Raw genomic sequence first — 24,335 nt, 5'->3', positions numbered from 1 at the left:
GCGCACTCGGATTAGTTGGAGCGAGGCTTGCCCGCGAAGAGGCAGGCAAGACCAACGGATTATTTGCGTCACGTCGGTCGTCTTCGCGGGCAAGCCTCGCTCCAACCATGACGCGTAAAGCAGAAGGAAGATTGGCAAAATGAGCGAACACGCTGCGTTGTCCCCCGCTGAATTCGAAGCCGCCCTGCGCGCCAAGGGCGCCTATTATCACATCTACCACCCGTTTCATGTGGCCATGTACGAAGGCCGCGCGACCCGTGAGCAGATTCAGGGCTGGGTCGCCAACCGCTTCTATTACCAAGTGAACATCCCGCTGAAAGATGCGGCGATCCTGGCCAACTGCCCGGACCGGGAAATCCGTCGTGAGTGGATTCAGCGCCTGCTGGATCACGACGGTGCACCGGGTGAAGACGGCGGCATTGAAGCCTGGCTGCGCCTAGGCCAGGCTGTAGGCCTGGACCCGGACCAGTTGCGCTCGCAGGAATTGGTACTGCCCGGCGTCAGATTCGCCGTGGACGCCTACGTGAACTTTGCTCGTCGCGCCAACTGGCAGGAAGCCGCCAGCAGCTCGCTGACTGAACTGTTCGCGCCGCAGATCCACCAGTCGCGTCTGGACAGCTGGCCCGCGCATTACCCGTGGATCGACCCGACCGGTTACGAATACTTCCGCACCCGTCTGGGCCAGGCGCGCCGCGATGTCGAGCACGGTCTGGCGATCACGCTGCAGCATTACACGACCTACGAAGGCCAGCAGCGCATGCTGGAAATTCTGCAGTTCAAACTGGACATTTTGTGGAGCATGCTCGATGCCATGAGCATGGCTTACGAACTGAACCGACCGCCCTACCACAGCGTCACCGACCAACGCGTCTGGCATAAAGGCATCGCCCTATGAGCTTCGATCGACAACTCACTCCGCGCTGGCGTCAGGGCTATCGCTTTCAGTTCGAGCCCGCGCAGAACGGCCATGTGCTGCTCTACCCGGAAGGCATGATCAAGCTCAATGAAAGCGCGAGTGCCATCGGTGGCCTGATCGATGGCGAGCGCAACGTCGCCGCCATCATTGCCGTGCTGGATGAAAAATTCCCCGGCGTTCCCGAGCTCGGCCTGGACGTCGAGCAATTCATGGAGGTCGCTCGTGCAGAGCATTGGATTGAACTCGCCTGATTCGGCCGAAGGGACAGCAGTCGTCACTGACCCAGGGTTGCACATCCCGCCCAAACCCGCGGTCGGCCTGCCGTTGTGGCTGCTTGCCGAGCTGACCTACCGCTGCCCGCTGCAGTGTCCGTATTGCTCCAACCCGCTGGATTTCGCCAAGCAGGGCCAGGAGCTGACCACCGAGCAGTGGTTCAAAGTCATGGCCGAAGCCCGGCAAATGGGCGCGGCGCAGATTGGCTTTTCCGGCGGCGAGCCTTTGGTGCGTCAGGACCTGGCCGAGCTGATCGCCGAGGCGCGGCGGCTGGGGTATTACACCAACCTGATCACCTCCGGCATCGGCCTGACCGAACAGAAAATCATCGATTTCAAGAAAGCCGGTCTGGACCACATCCAGATCAGTTTCCAGGCCAGCGACGAGCAAGTGAACAACATGCTGGCCGGCTCGAAAAAAGCCTTCGCGCAGAAGCTGGAAATGGCACGAGCGGTGAAGAAGCATGGCTACCCGATGGTGCTGAACTTCGTCACGCATCGGCACAACATTGACAAGATCGACCGCATCATCGAGCTGTGCCTGGCGCTGGAAGCTGACTTCGTCGAACTCGCCACCTGCCAGTTCTACGGCTGGGCGCACTTGAACCGCGAGGGCCTGTTGCCGACCAAAAAGCAGTTGGTACGCGCCGAGCGGGTCACCAATGAGTACCGCGCAAAGCTCGCCATCGACGACAACCCGGTGAAGCTGATTTTCGTGACCCCGGATTATTACGAAGAGCGCCCGAAGGCCTGCATGAACGGCTGGGGCAATATTTTCCTGACCGTCACGCCCGACGGCACAGCGCTCCCGTGTCACGGGGCGCGGCAGATGCCGATCCAGTTCCCCAACGTGCGCGATCACACCATGCAGCACATCTGGTATGACTCGTTCGGCTTCAATCGTTTTCGTGGCTACGACTGGATGCCCGAGCCGTGCCGTTCCTGCGATGAAAAGGAAAAGGACTTCGGCGGCTGCCGTTGCCAGGCGTTCATGTTGACGGGCGACGCGAGCAACGCCGATCCGGTGTGCAGCAAGTCCTATCACCATGGCTTGATCACCCAAGCCCGCGAAGAAGCCGAGTATGCTAGCCAGACTATTGAGCAGCTGGCCTTCCGCAATGAACGAAACTCTCGCCTCATCGCCAAATCCTGATCTGTTCTCTGCCGCCCAGGCTGTGGCGGCAGGGACCAATTTTTCCGAACTGTGTGTCAGTCCTGCCGGGCTGTTCTGGAACGAATACCGTCCCGAAGAAGCCGCTTCCCGCGTGTGGCGCTGGCAGAACGGCGCCGCACACTGCCTGACTCCGGCAGCATTCAGCGTGCAAAGCCGCGTGTATGAATACGGCGGCGGCTCTTTTTGCCTGACCGACGAGGCCGTGGCCTTCGTCAACGGCAGTGATCAACAGATTTACCTGCAGCCGTTCGACGGCGCCCCTACCCCGCTGACTCAAGGCGACAAACGCTACGGCGACGTCCGGTTTGCCCGAGGGCAAATTCTGGCTGTCGAGGAAGACGGCGACACCCATCGCCTGGTCGCCCTCGACCTCGCCGACGGCACCCGCCATGTGCTGGCCCAGGGCGCTGACTTTTATGCTGCGCCAAACCTGAGCCCCGACGGCAAGCGCCTGGCGTGGATCGAATGGTGGCGTCCGCATCAGCCGTGGACCATGACGCGCCTGATGCAGGCGACGTTGCAAGCTGACGGCGCCTGGTCGCCGGCTGAATGTCTTGCAGGCTTTGAACCTGAATCCTTGCAGCAACCTCGCTTCGACCGACAGGGCCGGCTGCATTGCCTGACCGACCGCGGGGGTTTCTGGCAGCCATGGATCGAGACAGCAGAGGGTCTTGAGACGTTGCCGGCCGCCGAGGCCGATCACGCCTCTGCCCCCTGGGAATTGGGTGGCAGCAGCTGGCTACCTTTGGAAGAAGGCGGCTATCTCGCCACATGGTCGGAAGACGGCTTCGGGGTGCTAGGGCTGCGTTCAGCTGACGGCACCGTGGAAGATTTCAGCAACGGCTACAGCCGTTTTCGCAGCCTGGCCATCGACGACCACTTCATCTATTGCATCGCTGCGTCTGCGGTCAGCCCGCCTGCAGTGCTGGCAATAGGTCGCGCCGATCACAGCGTCCAGGTCCTGGCCGGCGGCGTTGCACCGTTGCCAGCCGAGCGGATCAGCCGCCCGCAAACCCTGCGTTACCCAAGCGGGGGCACTCAAGCGCATGGCTATTTCTACCCCGCGATGGACGGCGCCGAAAAACCGCCGCTGGTAGTGTTTATCCACGGCGGACCGACCTCCGCGTGCGCTCCGGTGCTCGACCCGCGCATTCAATACTGGACGCAGCGCGGTTTCGCCGTTGCCGACCTCAACTACCGCGGCAGTACCGGTTATGGCCGCGCGTATCGGCAAGCGCTGTTCCTTGAGTGGGGCGTGGTCGATGTCGAGGATGCCTGCGCGGTGGTTGACTACTTGGCCGGACGAGGGTTGATCAATCGGGATCAGGCGTTTATCCGCGGCGGCAGTGCCGGTGGCTATACGACACTGTGCGCGCTGGCCTTTCAGAAAGTCTTCCGCGCAGGCGCAAGTCTGTACGGCGTCAGCGACCCTATCGCGTTGGCCAAAGCCACTCACAAGTTTGAAGCCGACTACCTCGACTGGCTGATCGGCGACCCGGACGTCGACATGGCTCGCTACCTGGCGCGCACGCCGCTATTGCATGCCGACCAAGTCAGCGTGCCGGTGATTTTCTTTCAGGGTGAGCTGGATGCCGTGGTGGTCCCGGAACAGACCCGGGCCATGCTTCAGGCCTTGCAGGACAAGGGCATCCCGGCTGAAGGGCATTTCTACCCGGACGAACGCCATGGCTTCCGCAAAGCGGCGAACCAGATCGATGCGCTGGAAAAGGAATGGGCGTTTTACCGGAAGGTGATTGACGGCGGGATGTAGCAACGATGTTCCTGTAGGAGCATACGTGTTCGCGAGGCGGCCGGATGAATAGGCCGAAAATGCTTCGCCAACACTTTGGCTCCTACAGATACCTCTACCAGCGTGCTTGAAGCTGAAAGGAATTACTTACGGCTGGCGATGATGTAAACCGCATGGATGATGCCTGGGAAGTAGCCCAGCAAGGTCAGCAGGATGTTCAGCCAGAACGCGCCGGCGAAGCCGACTTGCATGAACACGCCCACAGGTGGCAGCAGAATGGCGAAGATGATGCGAATGATGTCCATGGTGAAGCTCCTGGTCGAAAGACGGGCCCCTTCTGGGCCACACAGCTAATCGACCCTGGCCGCTTGCAGGGGTTCAACAGGTGCGGCAACGCGCCAGTATTCAATCTGCACAGCCTGATACGTCGGGACAGTATGTAGGCGTCCGGCTACAAAAAAACCCAGACAAAGAAAACCCCGCCGAAGCGGGGTTTTACAGACTGTTTCCCTTTGACTTCCCTTTCGCCCCACCATCCTGGCAGGCATCCTACGTGTCCGTGTTATTTATTTGCGCGTCCTGCGCTACGTCCATGTGAAGTAGATTAACTTTGGATCCACTTCAGCGATATGGCCAAACAGCAGCACGTAATGTAAGCAAATGCTTACATTGATCCAGCGGGGTCAGAATTGCGACGCCTGTAATAAATACAACGATTCGCTGCCCGCCTTGACCGACGCGGCCAGGGAGTGGATCCGAGGCAGCAGACGCGCGAAATAGAACCGGGCAGTGCCCAGCTTGCTGGCGTAAAAATCCTCCTCCGCTTCCTTGCCGAGCGCAGCCTTGGCCATCTTCGCCCACATGTAGGCGTAGGCCGTGTAGCCGAACACATGCAGGTACTCGACCGACGCGGCGCCGATTTCGTTGGGATTGCTGCGGGCGCGGTCCATTACCCAGTCGGTCAATTCATCCAGTGTGGTCAGCGCAGCGCTTAAGGGTTTGGTGAATTCGCCCAGCGAGCCGTCGGAACCGGCGATGAACTGGCGCACTTCTTCGGAAAATATCTTGTAGTACGCCCCGCCATTGGCAACGACCTTGCGGCCCATGAGGTCCAGGGCCTGAATGCCGTTGGTGCCTTCGTAGATCTGGGTAATGCGCACGTCGCGCACCAGTTGCTCCTGGCCCCACTCGCGAATGTAACCGTGACCGCCAAACACCTGCTGGCCGTGAACCGTGGTGTCCAGGCCCATGTCGGTGAGGAATGCTTTGGCGATGGGGGTCAGCAACGCCACCATTGCATCGGCGCGCTGGCTGACGACGGCATCTTCGCTGTACTTGGCGGTGTCGAGTTGCAGCGCGACGTAAGTAGAGAATGCACGACCGCCTTCGTTCAGCGCTTTCATGGTCAGCAGCATGCGCCGCACGTCCGGGTGGACAATGATCGGGTCAGCGGGCTTTTCCTTGAATTGAGCCCCCGTCGGGGCGCGACTTTGCAGGCGATCACGGGCGTAGTCGATGGCGTTCTGGTAGGAGCGCTCGCCAGATGCCAGGCCCTGAATGCCGACCCCCAGGCGTTCGTAGTTCATCATGGTGAACATCGCCGCCAATCCCTTGTTGGCCTCGCCGACCAGATAACCGTCGGCTGCGTCGAAGTTGATGACACACGTCGCAGAAGCCTGAATCCCCATCTTGTGCTCGATCGAGCCACACGACACCGTATTGCGCGGCCCGAGGCTGCCGTTTTCATTGACCATGAACTTGGGCACCAGAAACAGCGAAATCCCCTTGGGCCCGGCAGGCGCGTCCGGCAATTTGGCGAGCACCAGATGGATGATGTTCTCCGTCAGGTCGTGTTCACCGCCTGTGATAAATATCTTGGTGCCCGTGATTTTGTAGGACCCGTCGGTCTGCGGTTCGGCCTTGGTCCGAATCATCCCCAGGTCGGTGCCGGCATGGGCCTCGGTCAAACACATGGAGCCGCTCCACAGCCCGGCGTACATGTTCGGCAGGTACTTGGATTTCAACGCTTCGCTGGCGTGGGCGTTGATCGAAACGCAGGCGCCGGAGGTCAGCATGGGGTAGAGGCCGAAGGCCAGGCTGGCGGAATTGACCATCTCTTCGACCTGCGCCGACACCGCTTTTGGCATGCCCATGCCACCGAACTCCAGATTGCCGCCAACGCCCACCCAGCCGCCTTCGGCGTAGGTTTTGTAGGCCGGGACGAACCCTGCGGGCGTGGTCACAACGGTGTCGTTCCAGTGACACCCTTCTTCGTCCGCGGCACGGCTCAGCGGTGCGATCGCTCTGCTGATGACCTTGCCGGCTTCTTCGAGAATCGCTTCGACCGTTTCGGCATCCACCGCTTCGGCCAGCTCAGGCAATTGCGCCCAGAGCGTGGAGACCTCGAAGACTTCGTTCAGAACGAAGCGCATATCGCGCAAAGGCGCTTTGTAGTCAGCCATGGCAAACCTCGCAGTCAGCAGCAGTAAACCCGAAGAAAGTAGCGCCGCAGTCGTTTTAGCGGCGCCAACGTGTCGATGATCGCGAGTGTAACCGAACACCATTTGCGACACATAGGGTCAACTCGTGACCATAAACAACCTTTCGGTCACACACTGTTGGCAGGCGCAGGCGATGCATCACACGCAGGTCATAGCCGTTTGATTACAGACAAAAAAGAAAGGGATGTCAGCCGGCAGCGGCCATTTTCACGGCACCGCGCTTGTTGGCTTGAGTGTGGGAAATCACACAATTGCGGCCCGCGGCTTTGGCGGCATACAGCGCCTGGTCGGCAGACTTGAGCACGTCTTCAGGGCCGCGATGCTCGGGCTGACGCTCGGCCACGCCGATACTCAAGGTTACCGTCACCGCAGACGCCTTGCCGCCGGCCCGCCGTTGACGGCCTTGCTGGTCGTCATGCGGACGCACTTCGGAATCACGCAGCTTGATCTGGTAATTGGCGATGACTTCACGCACGGCTTCCAGATGGGGCATGCACTCCTCGGCGGTTTTTCCCGCGAAGACGATGGCGAATTCCTCACCACCGTAGCGATAAGCCCGACCGCCCCCGCTGGTGATCTTCGACAGTTTGCTGGCCACCAGGCGCAACACCTGGTCGCCGACATCGTGGCCGTAGGTGTCGTTGAATTTCTTGAAGTGATCCACGTCGCCCATGGCCAGCACATAATTGCGCCCCAGCCGCTGCAGGCGTTCATTCAACGCGCGACGGCCCGGCAGGCCGGTGAGTTCGTCGCGGAAGGCCATTTGGTACGCCTCATGCGCCACCGCCGCCGCGATCATCAGCATCACCTGGCTGCACATGATATTCAGCGTGAACGGCAGGATGAAGGTCTTCGGCAACGCCCAGAACAAACCCAGCAAACCCACCACTTGTGCAGCGTGCAGCGGCCTGGGCCGGCGCACGTACTGGGCGATCAGCACGCCGAATGCAATCAGGAACGCAACGTAGGACAGCTGGATCAGGCTCATCCATTCGCCGTGCAACGCGGGCCAGCGAATATCGGCCAGCCACGCCAGCACGCCTTGGGGGAAACTTTGCTCCAAGCCCAGCGCAACACTGCCGACCGCCACCAGCACGGCGAGCCTGGCGACCATGTCCTGAAACAGGTGCGTGCGTTCCTCCCAGGCGGCATAGAGGCCGAAGAGGCTCGGCAACAGCAAGCAGCACAGATGAAACACCACCGCTGCATCTGCCCGGACGACGCCGTTGTCGCGGTAATAATCGGTCTGTGTATCCAGCAGGAAATAAGCGATGTACACCGTGATCATCAGGAACAGTTCACGCTGACGTTTGTAGACACCGCAGTAGGCACCGCCGAGCAGCAACACCAGCGTGGGCAGCACGTTGAACAGTGACGTGAAGAATACGTTGAGGTCCTTCACGTACGCCGCTGCCAGCCCGGCGATCAATAACGCCAGCGAGGGAAGAAAATGGCTGATACGTGCAGCGGACGGACGGCGCAAAACGGTTTAACTCCTACCCGACGTACGAATGGACAGAAAAAAGTGGCATTGTGCCTGTATCGGCGGTGATACGCATTTGATGAGGGGAAAAGAAGCGCGGATTATTTCCCGCTCATCAAACGTTAGTCGGGCCACCAATCCCGTAACCACTTAATCACTCTGAGAGGGAGCTTACTCGCGCTGAGGCCAGCACATCCGGCGCATCTTCCGGGCGTCGAATGTCGCATCGCGAGCAAGCTCCCTCCCACTGGCTCTGGTTTGCTACACGATGGCCGGCGTCTGGGCGATGAGAGACCGCCTACAAATTTGGAACCAAAAAAAACCGCTTCCCCCGAAAGAGAAGCGGCTTGTTTTACAGCGTAGCAGTACTCAGTACGCCAGGCCGAAGTGCTCTTCGTGCATGTCCATCAGGTTGCCCGCGCCCGACAGCATGGTCGCGACGTAAGTGCGGGTGCGCGGCAGCAGGCGCTGGAAGTAGAAGCGCGCCGTCTGCAACTTGGCGGTGTAGAAGGCTTCCTCGTCGGTGCCCGCCGCGAGTTTTTCAGCGGCAACACGCGCCATGTCAGCCCAGAAGTACGCCAGGCACACATAGCCGGAATACATCAGGTAATCCACCGACGCGGCGCCCACTTCTTCGCGGTCCTTCATGGCGGCCATGCCGATCTTCATGGTCAGTTCGCCCCACTCCTTGTTCAACGCAGCCAGCGGCGTGACGAACTCGGTCACTGCGTCGTTGCCTTCCTGGCTCTGGCAGAACTTGTGGACGATCTTGGTGAAGCCCTTGAGTGCCTCGCCCTGGGTCATCAGCACTTTACGGCCCAGCAAGTCGAGCGCCTGAATACCTGTTGTGCCTTCGTACAGCATGGCAATACGGGCGTCGCGAACGTTCTGCTCCATGCCCCACTCGGCGATGAAGCCATGGCCGCCGTAGACCTGAACGCCGTGATTGGCGGACTCGAAACCGACTTCGGTCATGAACGCCTTGGCGATCGGGGTCATGAAGGCCAGCAAGCCATCAGCTTGCTTTTTGGCGTCGGCGTCGTCGCTGTACTTGGCGATGTCGACCTGCTTGGCGGTGAAGTACACCATCGCGCGAGTTCCCTCGGCGAAGGCTTTCATGGTCAGCAGCATGCGACGCACGTCAGGGTGAACGATGATCGGGTCAGCGGCTTTTTCCGGGGCTTTCGGGCCGGTCAGAGAGCGCATTTGCAGACGATCACGGGCGTATTTCAGACCGCCCTGGAAACCGATTTCAGCGTGGGCCAGGCCCTGCAGTGCAGTGCCCAGACGCGCCGTGTTCATGAAGGTGAACATGCAGTTCAGGCCTTTGTTCGGCGGACCGATCAGAAAACCCGTAGCGCCGTCGAAGTTCATCACGCAGGTGGCGTTGCCGTGAATGCCCATCTTGTGTTCAAGGGAGCCACAGTTAACGGCATTGCGGTCGCCGATATTGCCAGCAGCGTCCGGCACGAATTTCGGCACGATGAACAGCGAAATGCCTTTGGTGCCCGCCGGTGCGTCGGGCAGGCGCGCCAGTACGATATGGACGATGTTATCGGCCATGTCGTGTTCGCCCGCAGAAATGAAGATCTTGGTACCGGTGACTTTGTACGAACCGTCAGCCTGTGGCTCGGCCTTGGTCCGCAGCATCCCCAGGTCGGTGCCGCAGTGAGATTCGGTCAGGCACATGGTGCCGGTCCATTCGCCGGAGACCAGCTTGGTGAGGTAGGCGTCCTGCTGCTCGGGCGTACCGTGCTCGGAGATCGTGTTCATCGCGCCATGGGACAGGCCCGGGTACATGCCCCACGACCAGTTGGCTTCGCCGACCATTTCGCTGACCGCCAGGCCCAGCGACTCCGGCAAACCCTGACCGCCGTGAGCGACATCATGGGCCAGGCTGGGCCAGCCGCCTTCGACGAATTGCTTGTAAGCCTGTTTGAAGCCGGTTGGCGTGGTGACGCCCGTTTCGCTCCAAGTGCAGCCTTCGGTGTCGCCAACGCGGTTCAACGGGGCCAGTACCTGCTCACAAAACTTGGCGCCTTCTTCAAGGATGGCGTCGACCATGTCCGGCGTAGCGTCGTGGCACGCTGGCAGGCTCTGATAGTGCGCCTCGTAGCCGAGCAGTTCGTCACGTACGAAGCGAATATCACGCAAGGGGGCCTTGTAGTCAGGCATAGCGATAAACCTCTGCTGATGAATCCTGGAAGTGGATGACCGACTGGTCGCTGTGGGAACCGCGCCAACCACCGGACAATCGTGGAAACCTAGCGGTCAAACAGGTGTTTGAAACATACGTTTACGCCTATACCTTGTCAAGCGTGCGCCACCCACCATTCATCGTCGCCGCTCCAAACCCCGGGCAGCCGGAACTGACAACGATGAGGAAGGCAGGGCAATGACAGCAAGCGCAGTGGAGCGAACAGAAGGATACGGAAACGGCGAGGCCCGGATATGGGCTGCTTATGTAGGGTTATTCAGGGTGATACGAAACGACGGCGTGCGCCAGGCGCACGGGAACGAGGGGATGCAAAGGGTCAGGCGTAGGTGTCGATCAGCGTGCCAAGCGCTTCGTCGCTGGCCTTCTCGACCTTGACGCCAATCTGCACCTGGTTGAGGCCCTGGCTCAACTCGACCACGTTGGTGGCCATGTCCGAGCGCTGACTGCGATCAACCGCACGCAGGTTTTCCAGCTGAAAATCCGAGGACTGGCTACGGCCGGACACTTCGGTCGCGGGGCTGGCCAATTGCGTGGCGGCCTGATCGACGCGCGACTGCCCGACCTGGATGACGCTCAGGCCTGGGTACTGCGAGTTGTTCATGGAAATCTGCATGGGAAACTCCTTTGTTCATGAAACGAACAGTGGCCATTGAACCAGACCCCGACGATAAACACCCGTCAAAAACACTAATGGCACAACGCCCGCTCATAGAGCGAGTCACTTTCACGCAAAACGTTACCGTCGCAGTGGTGTGGAGTGACACTCGCTACCGTTCGCTGCCTGAAAATGGTGCGATTTGCGTGCGACGATTCGTACGATACGCACTACGATCAATCCCTGTAGTGGCTGCCCTCAAATGTGTGCGGTGGCGCACATCCTGCATCTGTCCTCACTCCTCTCGTCGGACCGCCCTTCGAACTTATGCGCCCAAAGGAATTGAAACACTGGACTACCGGCATCGCGCACCTGCTTGGCGTGCCGGGCGGAGCCGCGCGCCTTGCCGGTTTGAGCCAATGGTTGAAGCAGGTCTGTCCGGTGGATCACTTTGTGCTGTTCATTTACGAAGGCAATCATCGGCCCCTGGCGCTGTTCGATACCTTCGCGCCCGATAAACGCAAAATTTACGTCGACGATTACCAATGCGGGCCCTACCTGTTGGACCCATTCTATCTAGCCTGTACGCGCAAACAGCCGCCGGGGCTTTGGCGTCTGCGTCAATTTGCGCCAGATCACTTCTACCTCAGCGAATACTATCTGGCGTATTACCAGCAAACCGGTCTGGCTGAAGAAGTGGCGTTTTTCATCGATCTGGGCGGCGATGCCATGGCGGTGCTGTCGTTGATGCGCGCGACCACCAGCTGCGCTTTCAGCCGTGACGAACTTCAGCTGATGGAATGCGCCCAGCCCGTGGTCGAGCAAATCGTCAACGAGGCGTGGATTCAATGCCGCGCTGAACAGCCGCGGCCGGAGCAAGACCTGGACTTCAAGATCCACGCCGCGTTCGATCATTTCGGTGCGCACATTCTGACCGGCCGAGAGCAGGAAATCGTTCGTCTGCTCTTGCGTGGCCACTCAAGCGCTTCGGTTGCGGAGCAATTGTCGATCAGCCCCGGCACCGTGAAAATCCATCGCAAGAATATGTACGCCAAGCTCGGGATTGGCAGTCAGTCCGAGTTGCTGGGGCTGTTCATCCGCGAATTGGCCGGGCCGGAACTCTCCTCGACCGGGTGATCTGAAAACGACGCCTATCCCCCAAGGGATATATACAGCGCAAAACAGCGGTTGTTAGTTTGGCCTCCATTGCAGCGAACGATGCAGGGGATGCGAGAGCCACATGACCGACAGCAGCCACGTAAACGATATTGAGTTCTGCAACGTAGAGAAGCTCTACGGCAACCTCAAGGCCGTCAACAACCTGAGCTTCCAGGTGAAACGCGGCACGTTCCATTCCTTTCTCGGCGGCTCGGGCTGTGGCAAGACCACGACCCTGCGCATGATCGCAGGCTTCGATCAACCGACCTCCGGCGACGTCATGCTCGCCGGCAGGAACGTTGCGGGCGTGCCAGCGTATCAACGCCCGGTGAACATGGTGTTCCAGCACTACGCGCTGTTCCCGCACATGAGTGTTTCGGAAAACATCGCCTATGGCTTGCGCTACCTCACACCGCGTCTGGACAAGACAGAACAACGCCGGCGTGCCGATGAAGCACTGGAAATGGTGCGTCTGTCCGGCCTTGGGCATCGCAAACCCAGTGAGCTGTCCGGCGGTCAGCAACAACGCGTGGCCCTGGCGCGGGCGCTGGTGAACAAGCCGACTGTGTTGCTGCTGGACGAACCTCTGGCCGCACTCGACCGCAAGCTGCGCAAGGAAATGCAATCGGAACTGCTGCGGCTACAACGCGAAGTCGGCATCACGTTCGTGCTGGTCACTCACGATCAGGAAGAAGCGCTGTCGATGAGCGACAGCATTAGCGTCATGCACAGCGGATCAATCATCCAGACCGCCTCCCCTGAACAACTGTACGAAGCACCAGCCAGCCGCTACGTCGCAGACTTCATTGGCGAATCTAATCTGTTCAACGGCACCGTGCGCCACGTTCAGGGCAACTCAGCCGTCCTGCGCACTGCGCAGGGCATTGAGCTGAACAGTCCGCTGACGCCCAACGGCGCAACGCTGAGCGCAGACGCCGAAGGCTGCATCGCGGTGCGACCGGAGCTGATCGACATCGCCGCCCGAGGTCATTTACCCGGACGCGATGTCACCCTGGAAGGCTGCGTCGAAGACCGGATCTACCTGGGCAACATCACCGAATACCGCGTGCGCACCCAGCCGTTCGGCATCGTCTGCGTGCGTGTTCCCCGTCTGCACGGCGCTCAAAGTGGTTTCGACGCCACGGGTTTCGAACACGGCGCGGCAGTCCAGGTGGGCTGGAACAACGCCAGCGGCCTGGCGATGGGGCTCTAGCTGCAAAAAAGCCAATCAAAACGATCGATCACTTAGCAGACGGGGAGCACGCCATGGACCAGAAGACCTTTATCAAAACGATGCGTAGCTGGCAGAACGGCTCGCTCACGCGCCGCGAATTTCTCGGTCGCACGGGGCTGGGCGTCGCGGCTGCGGTGGTGGCGACCAACATGCCTGGCTTGCTGACCGGCAGCGCCAGCGCGTTTGCGGCTGAGCAAGCTTCTATTGGAGATCGTCTGGGTCTTGCCACCTGGCCCAATTACCACAGCCAGGAAAACCTCGATAACTTCGCCAAGACCACGGGCGCGCGAGTGGCGATGAGCGTGTTCGGCTCTAATGAAGAAATGCTCGCCAAGTTGCAAGCCGGCGGCAGTGGCTGGGACGTGCTGGTGCCGACCAACTACACCATCAGCACCTACGTAAAACTCGGGCTGATCGAGCCGCTGGACCTGGCCCGCATCCCGAACTTCGACCCTTCGGCGTTTCAAGAGAAGTTCATGGCCCAAGGCACTGTCGACGGCAAGGTCTATGCCGTGCCGAAAAACTGGGGCACCACCGGCATGGTCTACGACAGCGCCAAACTCAAAGCCAGCCCGACATCGTGGAAGGAATTCTGGGCGATCGCCAAGGAACAGGGCAGCGGCAGAACCATGGTCCATGACTACCAACTGACCGCCATTGGCAACGCCCTGAAATCCTTCGGCTACAGCTTCAATTCGCTGGACCCCAAAGAACTGGCCGACGCCGAGAAACTGCTGATCGACGTCAAACCGCACCTGTTCGCGATCAACTCTGACATTCAGCCATCGATGCGCAGCGGCGATGCGATCCTTGCCATGTCGTGGACCGGCGATGCCTCACAGTTGCATCGCGACACCCCGTCCATGGTGTACGCACTGGGCAAGGAAGGCGGCGAACTGTGGAGTGACTTCTTCGCGATACCAAAAGGCGCCGAGCATCGCGACGCCGCTTACGCGTTCATCAATTACCTGCTCGATCCGCAGCACAACAAGCTTGAAGTGCTCGCCCACGGCTATCCGAGCGGCGACAAACGCGTCGATGCCTTGCTGCCACCCGCCATGCTCGACGACCCGATCATGTACCCGGCCGCCGAGCACCTGAGCCCGCTTGAATTTGGCGCAGCGGCGACGTTGACCAGCCCATTGCGCGCCGAACTCATGGCGCGCTTCAAATCCGCCTGATCGACTGTCGTCAGAACCCGCCATGAGCAGCAAGGAGCCCTCCATGAATGCCGTCGTCGCCACTGACGCCCTTCACCCCGAAGCCAGCGCCGAGGCTGCGGACCTTGAACGTTCGCAGCGAAAACGGCGCAGCCTGACGCGGCGCATCACGCTGTTGATGCTGCTGCCGTCAACACTGTGGTTTCTGCTGCTGTTGGTGATGCCGCTGGTGATCATTCTGGTCTTCAGCTTCGGCGAGCGCAGCGCAGTCGGGGGTTACGCCGGAGGGCTTACGCTTGCCAACTACCTCAACCTCGGCTCGCGGGCGGCGGCGTTCAGCAACACGCTGATCCTGGCACCGCTGGGCACATTGGTGTGCCTGCTGGCGGCGTATCCGCTGGCCTACTTTCTGGCGGTCAGGGCCGGCAGGAATCGGTCGCTGTTGCTGACACTGGTCATCGTGCCCTTCTGGACCAGCTTTCTGATCCGCACCTACGCATGGATTTTCATCCTCAGCGGCAAAGGCATCCCGGCGCTGCTGGCCAGTGTCGGGCTTGAAGATGTGCGGCTGATCAACACGCCCTACGCGGTGCTGATCGGCATCGTCTACGGCTATCTGCCGCTGATGGTGTTTCCGATTTACGTCAGTCTGGAAAAACTCGACAAGCGCCTGCTGGAGGCTTCAGCCGACCTGGGCGCCAGCGGGTTCGAGAGTCTGCGTCGAATCACCTTGCCACTGTCCGCGCCGGGGATCATCACCGGCGTGATGCTGGTGTTCATCCTGCTGATGGGCGAATTCCTGATCCCGGCCGTGCTGGGTGGCGGCAAGGTGTTTTTCGTCGGCAACGCGCTGGTGGATCTGTTCCTGCAATCGCGCAACTGGCCGTTCGGCAGCGCGCTGGCGATGACCTTGGTGGCGATCATGCTGGTGATCATTGGCATCTATCTGAAACTGGTGGCCCGCTACGGCGGCAAGCCTGGCGAAGGAGCGCTCTGATATGTGGCTGCGCACCTATTCCACCTCGGTTTATATGTTCCTGTACCTGCCCATCGCACTGATCATGCTGTTCAGCTTCAATGCCGGACGCAGCGGCCTGGCCTTCGAATGCTGCTCGGTGCAGTGGTTCGGTCGCGCGTTCGGCAACCCCTTCATCATGGAAGCGCTGGGCAACAGCGCGTTGATTGCCGCCTGTTCAGCGGTGCTGGCGACGCTGTTCGGCACGCTGGCGGTGTTCGGACTGCAACGGGCCGGCCGTAGGGTGCGGTTGATGTTCGACGCGCTGACCTATTGCGCAATCATCATTCCCGGCATCGTCATCGGCATTTCGACCCTGATTGCGTTCATCAGTGTGTTCGACCTGCTCAATCCACTGCTGGCGCAGCTGATACCGGGCATCCCACGGCTGAACATGGGCTTCTTCACCGTGGTTGCGGCGCACTCGCTGTTCACCATGGCGCTGGTGATGATCATCGTGCGCAGCCGCGTCGATTCCCTGGACAAGGCATTGCAGGAAGCCTCCGCCGACCTGTATGCGCCACCGCTGGAAACCTTCTGGCGCGTGACACTGCCGCAAATAACGCCCGCGATCATGGCCGGATTTCTGCTGGCATTCACGTTCAGCTTCGACGACTTCATCATCGCGTTCTTCGTCGCCGGGCCGGAAACCACGTTGCCGATTTACATCTTTTCTTCGATCCGCCGCGGCGTGACGCCAGAAATCAATGCGGTGTCCACAGTGATCATTTGCGTCTCTCTGGCGCTGCTGTTCACCTCCCGCTATCTGCAGAATCGCCGGACAGGAGCCTCACATGCGTGATCAGCTGTACATCAACGGCGAGTGGGTCAGCCCGGACCTGGGCGGCTATCTGGACGTCATCGATCCAGCAACTGAACAGACGCTGCAAAAGGTCGCAGCGGGCACTGAAGAGGATATTGACCACGCCGTGCGAGCGGCCCGACGTGCCTTCGATGGCGGCTGGAGCCAGACCACCGGTGCTGAGCGCGCAGTCTGGCTGGACACGCTGGCCGATGAACTGCACAGCGTGCAGGAGGAACTGGCACAACTGGAAGTGCACGATAACGGCAAGCCGTTGCCCGAAGCGCAGTGGGACATTGGCGATGCCGTGGCCTGCTTCAGGTACTACGCCGGGCTGGCGCGTGAACTGGATGCGCGCCAGGACCAACCGCTGGCCTTGCCCGACGAGCGTTTTCGTTGTCGCGTACGACGCGAGCCGATTGGCGTGGCCGGGCAGATCATTCCCTGGAACTACCCGCTGCTGATGGCAGCGTGGAAGGTCGCGCCGGCACTGGCGGCAGGCGCGACAGTTGTGCTCAAGCCTTCGGAACTCACGCCATTAACGGCGCTGGAACTCGCTGGTGCAGGCGACCGCATTGGCCTGCCGGCAGGTGTGCTCAATGTTGTCACCGGGTTCGGCGCCGAGGCGGGTAGCCCGCTGACCCTGCATCCTGGTGTGGATAAACTGGCCTTCACCGGCAGCGTGCCAACGGGCTCAAAAATCATGTCCGCGGCGGCCAGCGATATCAAAAACATCAGCCTGGAGCTGGGCGGTAAGTCTGCCTTTATCGTGTTCGACGACGCCGATGTGGACGCTGCGGTGGAATGGATTCTGTTCGGGATTTTCTGGAATCAGGGCCAGGTGTGCAGCGCCACCTCGCGCTTGCTGGTGCAGGAACACATCGCCTCGCGGCTGCTTGAGCGACTGGTGGAAGAGACCCGCAAGATCACCATCGGCCAGGGCCTGGAGACCGGTGTGCTGCTGGGGCCGCTGGTCAGTCGCGGACAGTACGAAAAAGTGTTGGGCTTCGTCGATCAGGGCAAGGCTAGCGGCGCACGCTTGCTGACCGGGGGCCAGCGTCCAGCCCATCTGGACCAGGGTTATTTCATGGAGCCGGCGATTTTCGATGAGCCCGCGCTTAACAGCATCGTCTGGCGCGAGGAAATCTTCGGCCCGGTGCTGTGCGTCAAACGCTTCAAGACCGAGGCACAAGCGCTGGAGATGGCCAACGCTAGCCGGTTTGGGCTGGCGGCAGCGGTGATGAGCGCCGATCCGCAGCGCGCCACACGCGTGGCCAATCAGCTGCGGGCGGGGATCGTCTGGGTCAATTGCTCACAGCCCACCTTCGTCGAAGCCCCTTGGGGCGGCATGAAACACAGCGGCATCGGCCGCGAGCTGGGCCAATGGGGGCTGGACAATTATCTGGAGGTCAAGCAGGTGACGGAGTACGTCGGGGATCATCCATGGGGGTGGTATATCAAATAGCTTAACGCCGGATATGGGACTGCCTGTCGGAGCGACCGTGTTCGCGAATAAATTCGCGCCTACAGAAGTCGCTGACGTGCATGCATGGCTAATCCAGCAACTCCAGATGCAGATGCTCGGCGACCAGCTCCGGCGTGGACTTTTTCATGAACGGCACACGCCCCAGACACGGTGCGGGCAGGCGCTCGGCCAGAGTGGCCAGGTTTTCTTCGAGCCGTGAGGTCTTGGGGTCGATGATATTGGCCACCCAACCCGCCAGTTGCAGACCATCGGCTTCGATGGCTTCGGCGCTGAGTAGCGCATGGCTGATGCAGCCAAGCCGCACGCCCACCACCAGAATCACGGGCAGACCGAGGGCGATGGCCAGGTCAGACAAATTGGCCTGATCGGCCAGTGGCACACGCCAGCCGCCAGCGCCCTCGATCAGCGTGAAATCGGCGCCCTTGTCCAGAATGTGGCGCATGGGGCCGAGCAACGATTGCACAGTCAATGCCACGCCGGCTTCGCGGGCCGCGAGATGCGGGGCGATGGCGGGCTCGAACGCCACCGGATTGACTTCGTTGTAGGTCAGCGCGATGGAAGACTCAGCGCGCAACGCCACGGCGTCCGAATTACGCAGCCCTTTGGGCTTGACGTCACAGCCCGACGCCACGGGTTTACCCGCCGCCGTGCTCAGCCCCGATTGCCGCGCGGCATAGAGCAGCCCGGTGGCGATCGTGGTTTTGCCCACATCGGTATCGGTTCCGGCGATGAAATACGCATGGCTCATCTGTGCGGCCGTCCGTTCAAGTGTTGCAACCTGTTGCTCATTCACTATAGCGCTCAATAGTCCGGCCGCTCAGAGGCGGCCAATGGCTTTTCCAGCACCGCGTACACCACCTGATAAGTCGCGGGCAGGCCGGCTTGCTCACGGAATGTCTCATACGCGGCGATCAAGGCCTGGATGCGCGCGCGGCCTGTCAAACCACCGGGCCGGCCAGGGTTGATGTTGTGCGCCCCCAGCGCCTTGAGTTCGTGGGTCAGGCTGCGCACATCGGGGTAATGCAACACATGGGGTAACACATTCAGGCTGCGTACGTTCAAGCCACTCTGCGCGCAAAGGCGTTGATAGTCTTCCAGCGCCCGGAAGCGATTGACGTGGACCATGCCGTCCACCGCCTGCCAACTGTCGCGCAGCTCATACAAGGTGCCGACACACAGGCTGGCAAACGCGAACACGCCGCCGGGCTGCAACACACGCCGGGCTTCGCTCAGTACCGCGCCGAAATCCGCACACCACTGCACGGCGAGGCTGGAAAAAATCAGCCCGACGCTCTCATCGCGCAATGGCATGCGCTCGGCGTCACCCGCGACAAAATACGCAGCACCCCCGGAAGGCCGGGCGTGGCACAGCATGCCCTCGGCGATATCCAGCGCGATGCCTTCGCTGGCAGGCAAGCGCTGGGCGAGCTGACGGCTGAAGTAGCCCGTGCCGCTGCCCAGGTCCAGCCAACGCGAAGGATCGACATCGTTTTGCGGCAACCGCGAGAGCAACTCGCTGCCCACGGCCCGCTGCAGCTCAGCCACGCTGTCATAGCTGGCCGCGGCTTTGGAAAAGGACGCCGCCACCCGGCGTTTGTCGGGCAGATTGTCGCGCTGCGCCGCTTGTTGCTGAACAGCCTTCAGGACTGAGCAGTGAGAAAGATCAGTCATCGCCGGACTCATGCAAAAAAGCCTGGATCGCCGCCGCCACACCGTGGGGGTTTTCCAGGAGGAACGCGTGGCTGGCCTGCTCGATCAGGCCGACTTCGATATCGGGTAACAGATTCAGCAGATCCATGGACGCCTCGGCCGGAACCAATGCGTCAAGACCGCCGAACAGGTGCAATTGCGGGCCGCGGTACGCCTGCAACGCAGCACGCGTGTCCAGTCGTTCAAGCAGTTTGAGGCTTGCGACCAAGGCTTGCGGCGCGCCATGGGGTGCGCCGGATTTCAGTTGCCGAGCCAGTGCCCGGGCATCGTCGGCGCCCTGCAGGCACAGCAGGCTGAAGCGCTTGAGCGTGCCTTGCGCATCGGCCTGGCAACCGGCCAGAAACGCATCGAAATCGGCTTTTGCCATTGCCGATGGCCACTCATCGCGCGCCACGAAGCACACATTGCTGGCCAGGGTCGCCAGGCCACAGCAGCGATCGCCCCGCCGCGCCGCCAGTTCAGCAGCGAGCATTCCGCCCAGCGACCAGCCGCCGAGCCAGACGTTGTCGGGCAACGTCGAATCCAGCTCGTCGAGCCACTCGTTCAGATCGTCCGTTGCCAGTTCCGGCAGCGGTTCGATCTCGACGCGCAGGTGTTCGTCCAGCCCGCGCAACGCCGCTGCCAGCGGCTCCAGCGGGGAAATGCCGAGCCCCCAGCCGGGCAACAGAATCAGACGATCACGCATGATCGGGCTCCATGGGGTCCAGGGTTTGCAGCAGCGGGTAACATTGCTCCAGTGCGTCCAGCAAGCGCTGAACCTGCGTCGCGGTGTGCGCCGCGGACAGGGTTACCCGCAAACGGGCGCCCCCGGCCGGCACGGTCGGCGGCCTGATCGCAGTGACCATCAGGCCACGCTCGCGCAGCAGGTGTGAAAGCTTCAGCGCGCGACCGCTGTCGCCGATCAGGATCGGCTGGATCGGCGTGAAGCTGTCCATCAGTTGCAGGCCAAGGGCGTGGGCGCCGTGGCGGAACTGTTTGATCAGCGCCGTCAGGTGCTCGCGGCGCCAGTGTTCGGTGCGCAGCAGTTCGAGGCTTTTGAGCGTGGCGCACGCCAGCGCGGGTGGCTGGCTGGTGGTGTAAATGTAAGGCCGGGCGAACTGGATCAGGGTTTCGATCAGCTCTTCGCTGCCGGCCACAAACGCGCCAGCCGTGCCAAATGACTTGCCCAGCGTGCCCACCAGCACCGGCACGTCCTCCATGCTCAGACCGAAGTGCTCGACGATGCCCGCGCCATGGGCGCCCAGCGGGCCGAAGCCATGGGCATCGTCGACCATCAGCCAGGCGTTTTTGGCCTTCGCCACCTTTGCCAGGGCGGGCAGATCGGCCACGTCGCCGTCCATGCTGAACACGCCATCAGTGACCACTAACGTGTCGCCGACCGCTTTCTCCAGTCGCGCGCCAAGGCTGTCGGCGTCGTTGTGCAGATAGCGCGAAAAGCGCGCGCCGCTGAGCAGCCCGGCATCGAGCAGCGAGGCGTGGTTCAGGCGATCTTCCAGCACCGTGTCGCCCTGGCCCACCAGCGCAGTGACCGTGCCGAGGTTGGCCATGTAACCGTTGGAGAACAACAGCGCGCGAGGACGGCCGGTGAGGTCGGCCAGGGCTTCTTCCAGTGCGTGATGCGGCGTGCTGTGGCCGATGACCAGATGCGAGGCACCGCCGCCCACGCCCCAGCGCTCGGCGCCGGCTTTCCAGGCAGCGATGACGTCGGGATGATTGGCCAGGCCCATGTAGTCGTTGTTGCAGAACGCCAGCAACAGCTGACCGTCGACCACCACTTCCGGGCCTTGCGGGGACTCAAGCAATGGGCGATCACGGTAGAGGTGTTCGGCGCGACGTGCAGCCAGACGTGCGCTCAGATCAAAAGACATGCAGGCCTCGATATATATTGAGAGTCATGCAACCCCTGTAGGAGCGCGCTTGCCCGCGAAGCGATGTATCAAACAACATCTTCATCGAATGACCCACCGCAATCGCGGGCAAGCGCGCTCCTACATGAACTCTGCTCGCCGCACGTCAATGCGGCATATGGAAACCCCGACCTATCGCGCAAACGTCAGACCGTCGCGTCGTAAAACAACGCGCTGCTCTTCTGTTCAACCAGCGCCTGTTCGATCGCCGCCTGATGCACTTCATCGGAATGCTCTTCCCGCGCTTCCGGTTGGATGCCCAGGCGCGAGAACAGCAGCATGTCCTTGTCGGACTGCGGGTTGGCGGTGGTCAGCAGTTTGTCGCCGTAGAAGATCGAATTGGCACCAGCGAAGAACGCCAGGGCCTGCATTTGATCGTTCATCGCTTCACGACCTGCCGACAGGCGCACGTGAGACTGTGGCATGAGGATCCGGGCCACGGCCAGCATGCGGATGAAGTCGAACGGGTCGATGTCTTCGGCATTTTCCAGCGGCGTACCGGCCACTTTCACTAGCATGTTGATCGGCACCGACTCCGGATGCTCGGGCAGGTTGGCCAGCTGGATCAGCAGATTGGCGCGGTCGTCCAGCGACTCGCCCATGCCCAGGATGCCGCCGGAGCAGATCTTCATGCCCGAATCACGCACGTACGCCAGGGTTTGCAGGCGCTCGCTGTAGGTCCGGGTGGTGATGATGCTGGTGTAGAAGTCCGGGGAGGTGTCGAGGTTGTGGTTGTAGTAATCAAGCCCGGCGTCGGCCAGCGCCTGAGTCTGATCCATGTCCAACCGGCCCAGGGTCATGCAGGTTTCCAGGCCCAGAGCCTTCACGCCCTTGACCATTTCGAGCACGTACGGCATGTCTTTGGCCGACGGGTGTTTCCAGGCGGCGCCCATGCAGAAGCGGGTCGATCCGATGGACTTGGCACGCGCGGCCTCTTCCAGCACTTGCTGGACCTGCATCAGCTTTTCTTTTTCAAGACCGGTGTTGTAGTGACCCGATTGCGGGCAGTACTTGCAGTCTTCCGGGCAAGCGCCGGTTTTGATCGAGAGCAGGGTGGAGACTTGCACGCGGTTGGCGTCGAAATGAGCGCGGTGCACGGTTTGCGCCTGAAACAGCAGGTCATTGAAGGGCTGTGTGAACAGCGCCTTGACCTCGGATAAAGTCCAGTCGTGACGCAAAGTGGCGGAAATGCTGGCGCTCATGGGCGGCTCCTTGGTGTTTTTTGGCGAGAGCCTGGACGGTTCAGCAGGTTGGCTGAAACCGAAAGTCCACAGGCGCCACACGGATGTTCGGCATATTTAAGGAAGCAGCATGCCCTGTCAACTGCACAACAACTACCCGGTTTACATCTGGTTAAATAACGATCAATCCTGCCTGCTGTGCGACGGCGCCACGGCATCGGCGAAAACGATCTGCGAAGGATGCGAAGCCGATCTGCCTTGGCTCACCGACTACTGTGAGCGTTGTGCACTGCCGATGCCTTTGTCAAACCTGACCTGCAGCCAATGCACGATCAGCCCGCCGGCCTTTGAAGAGGTGGTCGCGGCATGGCATTACGACTTCCCCGTCGACAGTTTGGTCACACGCTTCAAACATCAAGGCAAATGGCCCTTGGGGCGGCTGCTGGCTGAGTTGTTCGGCGAGTTTCTGCGCTATCGGTTCAATGAAGGCCTGACGCGCCCGGATTTTTTGCTGCCCGTGCCCATGGCCAGCAAGCGCTTGCGCCAACGCGGCTACAACCAGGCATCCATGTTGGCGGACTGGTTAGGCGCGTCGTTAACCCTACCCGTGGAGCCACGACTGCTCAAGCGGGTCAAAGAAACCCCCGCGCAGCAAGGGCTGGACGCCAAGGCGCGTCGACGTAATCTGCTCGATGCGTTCGAATTGCTGACCCCGTACACCGTCATCGGCAAGCACATCGCCGTGGTCGACGACGTGCTGACGACGGGGTCCACGGCGGATGTGATTGCCAGGCTGTTGAGAAAGGCAGGGGCGCGGCAGGTGGATGTGTATTGTCTGGCGCGGACGGCGAAGCCAAGCGGTCCTTTGTAGGAGCGCGCTTGCCCGCGAAAGCGTCCGATCCGGCAATAATGCTGTAAATTGACACACCACTTCGCGGGCAAGCGCGCTCCTACCTCCAACTGGTGTCCACCATGTCCCTACCACCCTCCCTCACCCAACACATGGTTCGCCGCCCGCAACGCATGGCGCTGCTGCAGCACATCGCCGAGCAGGGGTCGATCACCCGGGCGGCCAAGAGTGCGGGCTTGAGTTACAAAGCGGCGTGGGACGCCATCGATGAGCTGAACAATCTGGCGCAAAAGCCGCTGGTCGAGCGCAGCGTCGGCGGACGGGGCGGCGGCGGTGCAACCCTGTCGGCCGAAGGCGAGCGGGTCTTGCGTCTTTATCAACGCCTGCAAGCGCTGCAAGCCGAGCTGCTCGACAGCGCCGAGGAATCCAGCGATCTGGCCCTGCTCAGCCGGCTGATGTTGCGCACCAGTGCGCGCAATCAGCTGCATGGCCGCGTGGAGCGCCTGACCCGCCACGGGCGCAACGACCTGATCGATCTGCAACTGGCCGGCGGCTTGTCGATTCAGGCGCAGATCACCCATGACAGCAGTGAGCGTCTGGACCTGGAGACCGGGACCGATGTCTTCGCCCTGATCAAAGCCGGATGGCTGGAATTACTGGCTTCCGACGCTGATGCAACACCTGGACACAATTGCCTGACCGGCACGGTCGAGGGGATTCTCGATGCCGAAGACGGCCCCAGCGAAGTCAGAATGATCCTTCCCAGCGGTCAGACGTTGTGCGCGCTGGCCGAGCCGGAACGGCTCAAGACGTTGGGCATCAGCGCCAACAGCCCGGTGAAGGTTCAGTTCTCGCCGGGGAATGTATTGATCGGCACGCCGCTATGACCGGGTCGTGGCATCGTCGCTCGTCCGATACGCGGT

22 protein-coding genes are annotated in these 24,335 nt (G+C 61.1%); 12 read left to right on the top strand and 10 right to left on the bottom strand.

Annotation, left to right across the window (positions count from 1 at the left end; translation table 11 throughout):
- Positions 1 to 139: 139 nt before the first annotated feature.
- Genes pqqC through ABQX22_RS12810 form a run of 4 tightly spaced genes read left to right on the top strand, consistent with a single transcriptional unit; the run spans position 140 to position 4,133 of the window.
- Positions 140 to 895: a pyrroloquinoline-quinone synthase PqqC gene (gene pqqC, locus ABQX22_RS12825; RefSeq protein WP_349800008.1), complete on the top strand. Its 756-nt coding sequence runs from the start codon at positions 140 to 142 to the stop codon at positions 893 to 895.
- Entirely contained in the window at positions 892 to 1,167 is a 276-nt protein-coding gene (pqqD, locus tag ABQX22_RS12820) for a pyrroloquinoline quinone biosynthesis peptide chaperone PqqD (RefSeq protein WP_349800006.1), read from the top strand. The genes pqqC and pqqD overlap by 4 nt, the downstream gene beginning before the upstream one ends.
- Positions 1,139 to 2,341: a pyrroloquinoline quinone biosynthesis protein PqqE gene (gene pqqE / locus ABQX22_RS12815; protein WP_349800004.1), complete on the top strand. Its 1,203-nt coding sequence runs from the start codon at positions 1,139 to 1,141 to the stop codon at positions 2,339 to 2,341. Before pqqD ends, pqqE begins: the two co-directional genes overlap by 29 nt.
- Positions 2,307 to 4,133 carry a S9 family peptidase gene (locus ABQX22_RS12810; RefSeq protein ID WP_349800003.1) on the top strand — a complete coding sequence of 609 codons (1,827 nt, stop codon included), beginning with the start codon at positions 2,307 to 2,309 and terminating at the stop codon, positions 4,131 to 4,133. Before pqqE ends, ABQX22_RS12810 begins: the two co-directional genes overlap by 35 nt.
- Positions 4,134 to 4,255: 122 nt before the next feature.
- Here the strand turns inward: ABQX22_RS12810 and ABQX22_RS12805 are convergent, their stop codons facing one another.
- The 5 genes from ABQX22_RS12805 to ABQX22_RS12785 all read right to left on the bottom strand — a co-directional run bounded on the left by ABQX22_RS12805 (position 4,256) and on the right by ABQX22_RS12785 (position 10,927).
- The gene (locus tag ABQX22_RS12805) at positions 4,256 to 4,417 is read right to left on the bottom strand and encodes a YqaE/Pmp3 family membrane protein (RefSeq protein WP_020290879.1); all 162 of its coding nucleotides are present in this window, start codon (positions 4,415 to 4,417) and stop codon (positions 4,256 to 4,258) included.
- Positions 4,418 to 4,795: 378 nt separating this feature from the next.
- Positions 4,796 to 6,574, bottom strand: a complete 1,779-nt coding sequence (locus tag ABQX22_RS12800; protein WP_349800001.1) for an acyl-CoA dehydrogenase C-terminal domain-containing protein — start codon at positions 6,572 to 6,574, stop codon at positions 4,796 to 4,798.
- Positions 6,575 to 6,800: 226 nt separating this feature from the next.
- Complete coding sequence (locus tag ABQX22_RS12795) at positions 6,801 to 8,096, bottom strand: GGDEF domain-containing protein (protein ID WP_349799999.1); 1,296 nt, start codon at positions 8,094 to 8,096, stop codon at positions 6,801 to 6,803.
- 369 nt (positions 8,097 to 8,465) lie between these two features.
- A complete protein-coding gene (locus tag ABQX22_RS12790; RefSeq protein WP_349799997.1) occupies positions 8,466 to 10,271 on the bottom strand; it encodes a phenylacyl-CoA dehydrogenase in 1,806 nt (601 codons plus the stop codon).
- A 359-nt stretch (positions 10,272 to 10,630) separates the two neighbouring features.
- The gene (locus tag ABQX22_RS12785) at positions 10,631 to 10,927 is read right to left on the bottom strand and encodes a pyrroloquinoline quinone biosynthesis protein PqqE (protein WP_349799995.1); all 297 of its coding nucleotides are present in this window, start codon (positions 10,925 to 10,927) and stop codon (positions 10,631 to 10,633) included.
- A gap of 324 nt (positions 10,928 to 11,251) precedes the next feature.
- Between ABQX22_RS12785 and ABQX22_RS12780 the strand changes: the two genes are divergently transcribed.
- The 6 genes from ABQX22_RS12780 to ABQX22_RS12755 all read left to right on the top strand — a co-directional run bounded on the left by ABQX22_RS12780 (position 11,252) and on the right by ABQX22_RS12755 (position 17,743).
- Entirely contained in the window at positions 11,252 to 12,046 is a 795-nt protein-coding gene (locus ABQX22_RS12780) for a helix-turn-helix transcriptional regulator (protein WP_349799993.1), read from the top strand.
- 103 nt (positions 12,047 to 12,149) lie between these two features.
- Complete coding sequence (locus ABQX22_RS12775) at positions 12,150 to 13,280, top strand: ABC transporter ATP-binding protein (protein ID WP_349799991.1); 1,131 nt, start codon at positions 12,150 to 12,152, stop codon at positions 13,278 to 13,280.
- A 53-nt stretch (positions 13,281 to 13,333) separates the two neighbouring features.
- Positions 13,334 to 14,482: an ABC transporter substrate-binding protein gene (locus ABQX22_RS12770; protein ID WP_349799990.1), complete on the top strand. Its 1,149-nt coding sequence runs from the start codon at positions 13,334 to 13,336 to the stop codon at positions 14,480 to 14,482.
- Between the two features lie 43 nt (positions 14,483 to 14,525).
- Positions 14,526 to 15,458: an ABC transporter permease gene (locus tag ABQX22_RS12765; RefSeq protein WP_349799988.1), complete on the top strand. Its 933-nt coding sequence runs from the start codon at positions 14,526 to 14,528 to the stop codon at positions 15,456 to 15,458.
- Between the two features lies 1 nt (position 15,459).
- Positions 15,460 to 16,278: an ABC transporter permease gene (locus ABQX22_RS12760; RefSeq protein WP_349799986.1), complete on the top strand. Its 819-nt coding sequence runs from the start codon at positions 15,460 to 15,462 to the stop codon at positions 16,276 to 16,278.
- A complete protein-coding gene (locus ABQX22_RS12755; RefSeq protein ID WP_349799984.1) occupies positions 16,271 to 17,743 on the top strand; it encodes an aldehyde dehydrogenase family protein in 1,473 nt (490 codons plus the stop codon). The genes ABQX22_RS12760 and ABQX22_RS12755 overlap by 8 nt, the downstream gene beginning before the upstream one ends.
- An 88-nt stretch (positions 17,744 to 17,831) precedes the next feature.
- On the opposite strand, the gene bioD is transcribed toward ABQX22_RS12755, so the two are convergent.
- The 5 genes from bioD to bioB all read right to left on the bottom strand — a co-directional run bounded on the left by bioD (position 17,832) and on the right by bioB (position 22,571).
- Positions 17,832 to 18,512, bottom strand: a complete 681-nt coding sequence (bioD, locus tag ABQX22_RS12750) for a dethiobiotin synthase (RefSeq protein WP_349799982.1) — start codon at positions 18,510 to 18,512, stop codon at positions 17,832 to 17,834.
- A 53-nt stretch (positions 18,513 to 18,565) separates the two neighbouring features.
- Complete coding sequence (gene bioC / locus ABQX22_RS12745; protein ID WP_349799980.1) at positions 18,566 to 19,435, bottom strand: malonyl-ACP O-methyltransferase BioC; 870 nt, start codon at positions 19,433 to 19,435, stop codon at positions 18,566 to 18,568.
- The gene (locus ABQX22_RS12740; RefSeq protein ID WP_349799978.1) at positions 19,428 to 20,159 is read right to left on the bottom strand and encodes an alpha/beta fold hydrolase; all 732 of its coding nucleotides are present in this window, start codon (positions 20,157 to 20,159) and stop codon (positions 19,428 to 19,430) included. The genes bioC and ABQX22_RS12740 overlap by 8 nt, the downstream gene beginning before the upstream one ends.
- Positions 20,152 to 21,342 (bottom strand): 8-amino-7-oxononanoate synthase, encoded by a 1,191-nt coding sequence (gene bioF / locus ABQX22_RS12735; RefSeq protein ID WP_349799976.1) that lies wholly within the window; start codon positions 21,340 to 21,342, stop codon positions 20,152 to 20,154. The genes ABQX22_RS12740 and bioF overlap by 8 nt, the downstream gene beginning before the upstream one ends.
- Before the next feature lie 185 nt (positions 21,343 to 21,527).
- Positions 21,528 to 22,571 (bottom strand): biotin synthase BioB, encoded by a 1,044-nt coding sequence (gene bioB / locus ABQX22_RS12730; RefSeq protein WP_349800148.1) that lies wholly within the window; start codon positions 22,569 to 22,571, stop codon positions 21,528 to 21,530.
- 121 nt (positions 22,572 to 22,692) lie between these two features.
- Between bioB and ABQX22_RS12725 the strand changes: the two genes are divergently transcribed.
- Both ABQX22_RS12725 and ABQX22_RS12720 read left to right on the top strand, forming a co-directional pair.
- Positions 22,693 to 23,433 carry a ComF family protein gene (locus ABQX22_RS12725; protein WP_349799975.1) on the top strand — a complete coding sequence of 247 codons (741 nt, stop codon included), beginning with the start codon at positions 22,693 to 22,695 and terminating at the stop codon, positions 23,431 to 23,433.
- 101 nt (positions 23,434 to 23,534) lie between these two features.
- A complete protein-coding gene (locus tag ABQX22_RS12720; RefSeq protein ID WP_349799973.1) occupies positions 23,535 to 24,299 on the top strand; it encodes a TOBE domain-containing protein in 765 nt (254 codons plus the stop codon).
- Positions 24,300 to 24,335 lie beyond the last annotated feature (36 nt).

Origin of the sequence: Xanthomonas sp. WHRI 1810A (assembly GCF_040202885.1) — a bacterium.
Lineage (GTDB): Bacteria > Pseudomonadota > Gammaproteobacteria > Pseudomonadales > Pseudomonadaceae > Aquipseudomonas.
Note: the sequence above shows the minus strand (reverse complement) of the source record. Positions and strands in the feature narration are given on the sequence as shown.